The sequence below is a fragment of the Pseudomonas sp. PS01299 genome, assembly GCF_029960145.1.
GTDB lineage: Bacteria > Pseudomonadota > Gammaproteobacteria > Pseudomonadales > Pseudomonadaceae > Aquipseudomonas > Aquipseudomonas putida_A.
Map to the genome: position 1 here is coordinate 1 of NZ_JASCPO010000352.1, position 4,149 is coordinate 4,149.

The 4,149-nt window shown below is 62.0% G+C and carries 4 protein-coding genes; 3 read left to right on the forward strand and 1 reads right to left on the reverse strand.

The window, feature by feature from the left end:
* Positions 1 to 216 precede the first annotated feature (216 nt).
* From ribA to QMX91_RS29440, 3 genes are read left to right on the forward strand one after another with little or no spacing between them, the layout of a single operon-like run.
* Positions 217 to 834 (forward strand): GTP cyclohydrolase II, encoded by a 618-nt coding sequence (gene ribA, locus QMX91_RS29430; protein ID WP_027612931.1) that lies wholly within the window; start codon positions 217 to 219, stop codon positions 832 to 834.
* On the forward strand, positions 831 to 1,250 hold the full coding sequence (locus QMX91_RS29435; RefSeq protein ID WP_282413793.1) for an MFS transporter: 420 nt from the start codon (positions 831 to 833) through the stop codon (positions 1,248 to 1,250). The genes ribA and QMX91_RS29435 overlap by 4 nt, the downstream gene beginning before the upstream one ends.
* Positions 1,250 to 2,050: a cobalamin-binding protein gene (locus QMX91_RS29440; RefSeq protein WP_282413794.1), complete on the forward strand. Its 801-nt coding sequence runs from the start codon at positions 1,250 to 1,252 to the stop codon at positions 2,048 to 2,050. The genes QMX91_RS29435 and QMX91_RS29440 overlap by 1 nt, the downstream gene beginning before the upstream one ends.
* A gap of 111 nt (positions 2,051 to 2,161) precedes the next feature.
* On the opposite strand, the gene QMX91_RS29445 is transcribed toward QMX91_RS29440, so the two are convergent.
* Positions 2,162 to 4,045 (reverse strand): TonB-dependent receptor, encoded by a 1,884-nt coding sequence (locus QMX91_RS29445; RefSeq protein WP_282413795.1) that lies wholly within the window; start codon positions 4,043 to 4,045, stop codon positions 2,162 to 2,164.
* Between the last annotated feature and the right edge of the window lie 104 nt (positions 4,046 to 4,149).

Sequence of the window (4,149 nt, forward strand, 5' to 3'; positions counted from 1 at the left end):
GGGCTTGCTCGCGAATGCGGTAGTTCAGCCAGCCTATTGCCGACTGACACGACGCCTTCGCGAGCAAGCCCGCTCCCACAGGGGGGGGCAAGCAAGCCGGGTGTTATCAAACTTTTTGATCGTTATGCCCGATAATTCAGCCTAAGCGTCTGCAGGAACCTGCTGTTACAATGCCGGCCTGCGAATTTTCAGAATTTTTAGATCAGGAGCACACCGGTGCCTGTCGTTTTTGTCGCCGCTTCCAAGCTGCCAACGCCTTTTGCGCAATTCACCATGCACGGTTTTCTCGATGAGGCTACCGGCCGCGAGCACGTTGTGCTGAGCCTGGGTGATTTCGCCGACGGTGCCCCGGTTCTCGGCCGGTTGCACTCCGAGTGCCTGACCGGTGACGCCCTGTTCAGCCAGCGCTGCGACTGCGGCTCGCAACTCGAAGCGGCGCTCAAGGCCATCGCCCGTGAAGGCCGTGGCGTGCTGCTGTACCTGCGTCAGGAAGGTCGCGGCATCGGTCTGCTGAACAAGATCCGCGCCTACGAGTTGCAGGACGGCGGCGCTGACACTGTTGAAGCCAACGAGCGTCTGGGCTTTGCCGCCGATCAGCGTGACTACGCCATGTGCCTGCCGATGCTCGAGCATCTGGGTGTGAAGTCGCTGCGTCTGATGACCAACAACCCGCGCAAGGTCAAAGCCCTGACCGACATGGGCATCGTCGTCGCCGAGCGCGTGCCGCTGCACACCGGCCACAACCCGCACAACAAGCTGTACCTGGCGACCAAGGCCAGCAAGCTCGACCACATGATGGGCAACGAGCATCAGGGCGAGGTCGACCGCGCGTGACCCGCGGTCAGGTGCGACGCCGTCTGGCGGTCGACTGGTGGAAATACCTGGCGCTGGCGCTGGTACCCCTGTTTGTCCTCAATGGCCTGTTCGGCCAGGGCGAAGGCATTCTGCGGGTGCTGGCTATGCCGTTATTCATTGCCGGCGTTGCGTCGATGTTTGTCAGTCTGAAGTTTTTCGGCCGCTACAAGCACGCGCTGATCGCCACGCAAAAAGCCCTTGATACCCCCGACGAACCGGCGGCCTGGATTGCCTTGGCGGCCCAGCGTCGCAGTGCATTCCTCGCGGCCGCATTGCCGGCATGGATCGGTGCGCTGGCGGTGTTCGTCGGCCTCGAAGCCGTACCGCTGATGCTGCTGGCGTTGTCCACGGCGGTGCTGTTCTACCTCTATCGCATCCCGCGTCAACTCGGCTGATGCGTCGTCTGTGGCTGGCGGTTCTGCTGCTGGCCTGCGCCGGCCCGGTGCTGGCGAGTCTGCGAGTGGTCAGTCTCGCGCCTTCTCTGTCTGAAATCGTTGTTGAGCTGGGCTCGGCCGATCTGCTGGTTGGCGTGCTCGATGCCGGCGAGCGTCCGGCTGCCATTGCCGATGTTCCCTCGGTGGGGCGTTATGGCCAACTCGACATGGAGCGTCTGCTCAGTTTGAAGCCCGATTTGCTGCTGCTGTGGCCCGGCAGTGTCGGCCCGGCACAACGCGATCAGCTCAAACGCCTGAACATTCCGACCTACGTCGCCGAGCCGCACAATCTCGAACAGCTGTCTGCGCAGATCGAGACGATTGCCGCGCAACTGGGGCGACCTGAGCGTGGGACGAAACTGGCGGCGGATCTGCGCCAGAAACTCGATGACCTGCGCCAACGCTATCGCCGGGACACGCCGCTGACCGTGTTCTATCAAGTCTGGGACAAGCCGCTGTACACCATCGGTGGCGGGCAGATCATCAGCGATGCGCTCGAAGTCTGTGGCGCACGCAATGTGTTTGCCGATCTGAGTTTGCCGGCGCCGCAGGTCAGCATCGAAGCCGTGTTGCAGCGTGATCCGCAGGTGATTCTGGCCGGTGATCAGGCCCAGCTCGATGCGTGGAAGGCCTGGCCGCAGGTGAGTGCGGTGGCACATGGTCAGTTGCTGCTGGTCAGGGACAAAGGCCTTGAGCGCCCGAGCGGCCAAATGATCGAAGCCACCGCCAAACTCTGCCATTTGATTGCGCCTGAGCGCTGAGACCGAGGTGAATTCTTCGCGAGCAAGCCCGCTCCCACAGGTGGAATGCGTTACCCCTGTGGGAGCGGGCTTGCTCGCGAAGAGGCCAGTCAAAACAGCGTCAATTCCGGATCAGAGCCCCGGTGTCCAGGTCACCCCAAACACCCACGCCCGACCTTCCTCGCGATAGCCATACTGGCTGCCGTCATAGCTGTACAACGCGCGGCTGTAACCCTTGTCCAGCAGATTCTCGACCTTCAGATCCAGTTTGATCTCGCGATTCAGCGCCCAGTTGCTGCGCAGTCCAAGCGTGCCGTAGCCACCCAACGGCTGGGTGTTGTTCAGATCGTCGTAACTGCCGCTGACCAATTGCCAGCTCGCGCCGACGCCCAACCGGTCAAACTGTCGATCCAGATCCCAACTCATCGTGCGCCGCGCACGACGCGCCAACGTGTGCCCGCTATCGCGATCACGCGGGTCGATAATCGCCACACCGAGATTGCTCTGCCAGCCGAACAGTTCCTGTTTCAGCGCCGCTTCAAAGCCATTGATCCGCGCCGAGGCCACGTTCTCCGGGCGTGAGTTGCTGCCGAAGATGATCGCGTCTTGCAGATCAGTGCGGTAAATCGATGCCTCCAGCCGACTGCTATCGCTCAACTGACTGCGCCATTGCAGCTCATAGCTTTTCGAGGCTTCCGGCTTTAGATCCGGGTTGCTGAAATCCGGGTAGTACAGGTCGTTGAAGGTCGGCGCGCGGAAGCCTTCGCTGTAGCTCAGCAACAGATCGTTGTCCGGGTTCAGCGGCAGGGTAAAAGTGCCGCTCCAGGTGTTCTGGCTGCCGAACTGCTGGTTGTCGTCGTGACGCAGGCCCAGTTCGGTGGAGAAGCTGTCGGCCTGATAACGATGCTGGATGAACGCGGCGCGGTTCCAGCGGCTGTCCTCGTCGAACGCGGTGCTGCTGTTGACCCGGTCTTCGTACCAGTCGCCGCCGAGGATCAGGCTGTTGCGCGCATCCAGAGTCAGGTCGTTCTGCCAGTTCACCGAATCGCGATAGGTGTTGAACACCGTGCGGTCGTCGCTGAGTTTGTCGAGGGTCTTTTCGCGGTTTTCGGTGTGACCGAATTCGACGCGGGTTTTCCAGATTTCGTTGACCCGGGCATCGACGTAGCTGCTGACACTGCTGACGTTGAAGTCGCTGTAGGGCTGCTGTTGCACCGACTCGAAAGTGGTCGTATCGAAGCGGCCGAACGGGTTGTCGAATTCGCTTTTGCCGCGGTTATCCAGCAGGTTGGCGCCGACTTCGATGTCATCGGTCAGCGCATGGCTGAGGCTCAGGCTGACGGATTTATTGCGATAGGCATCATGATCGCTGTCGCTGGGGTACGACTCGTGAGTGCGGTCCAGGCCTGCGGTGTCATCGAGGCTGGCGCCCAGGTTGAAGCGGGTCTTGTCATCGCCACCGGACAGGCCGAGGCTGCGTTCCCAGGTCTGGTTGCTGCCGAAGCCGACGTGCAAGCGCGGCTGCAGGCCTTGTTCGGTGCCGCGCCGGGTGAAGATCTGAATCACCCCGCCAATCGCATCGCTGCCGTAAATCACCGAGCGCGAACCGCGCAACACTTCCACGCGCTCGATCTGGTCGATGCTCAGGTGCTGCAGGTTGCTGTCGCCAGAGGTCGAGCTGCCGATGCGCTGGCCGTCGACCAGCACCAGACTCTGCGCCGATTGCGTGCCGCGAATGTAGATCCCCGGCAGGCTACCGCGCCCACCGGCCTGCGCTACTTGCACACCCGGCACCCGCTGCAGCAGATCGGTGACGCTGCCCGGTTGCAAGCGGTCGATGTCTTCGCGGGTGAACACGGTGTTGGCGGCGCTGCTGTCGTTGCGCGCTTCGACCTGGCGGTTGGCGCTGATCAGCGTGTCGGGCAGCTTCAGGGCCTGATCGCGTTCGAAGCTGTCGGCGAGGGTGCTGGTGGCTGGCAGCAGGAAGAAGGGCAGGGCGAGGCGCGAGAGGTTCATCGGTGTTCCAGTGGATATTTCTGATGTACACAAATCAAATGTGGGAGCGGGCTTGCTCGCGAAGGCGCCGGTTCAGTCAACTCATCATCGACTGAACCGGCGCC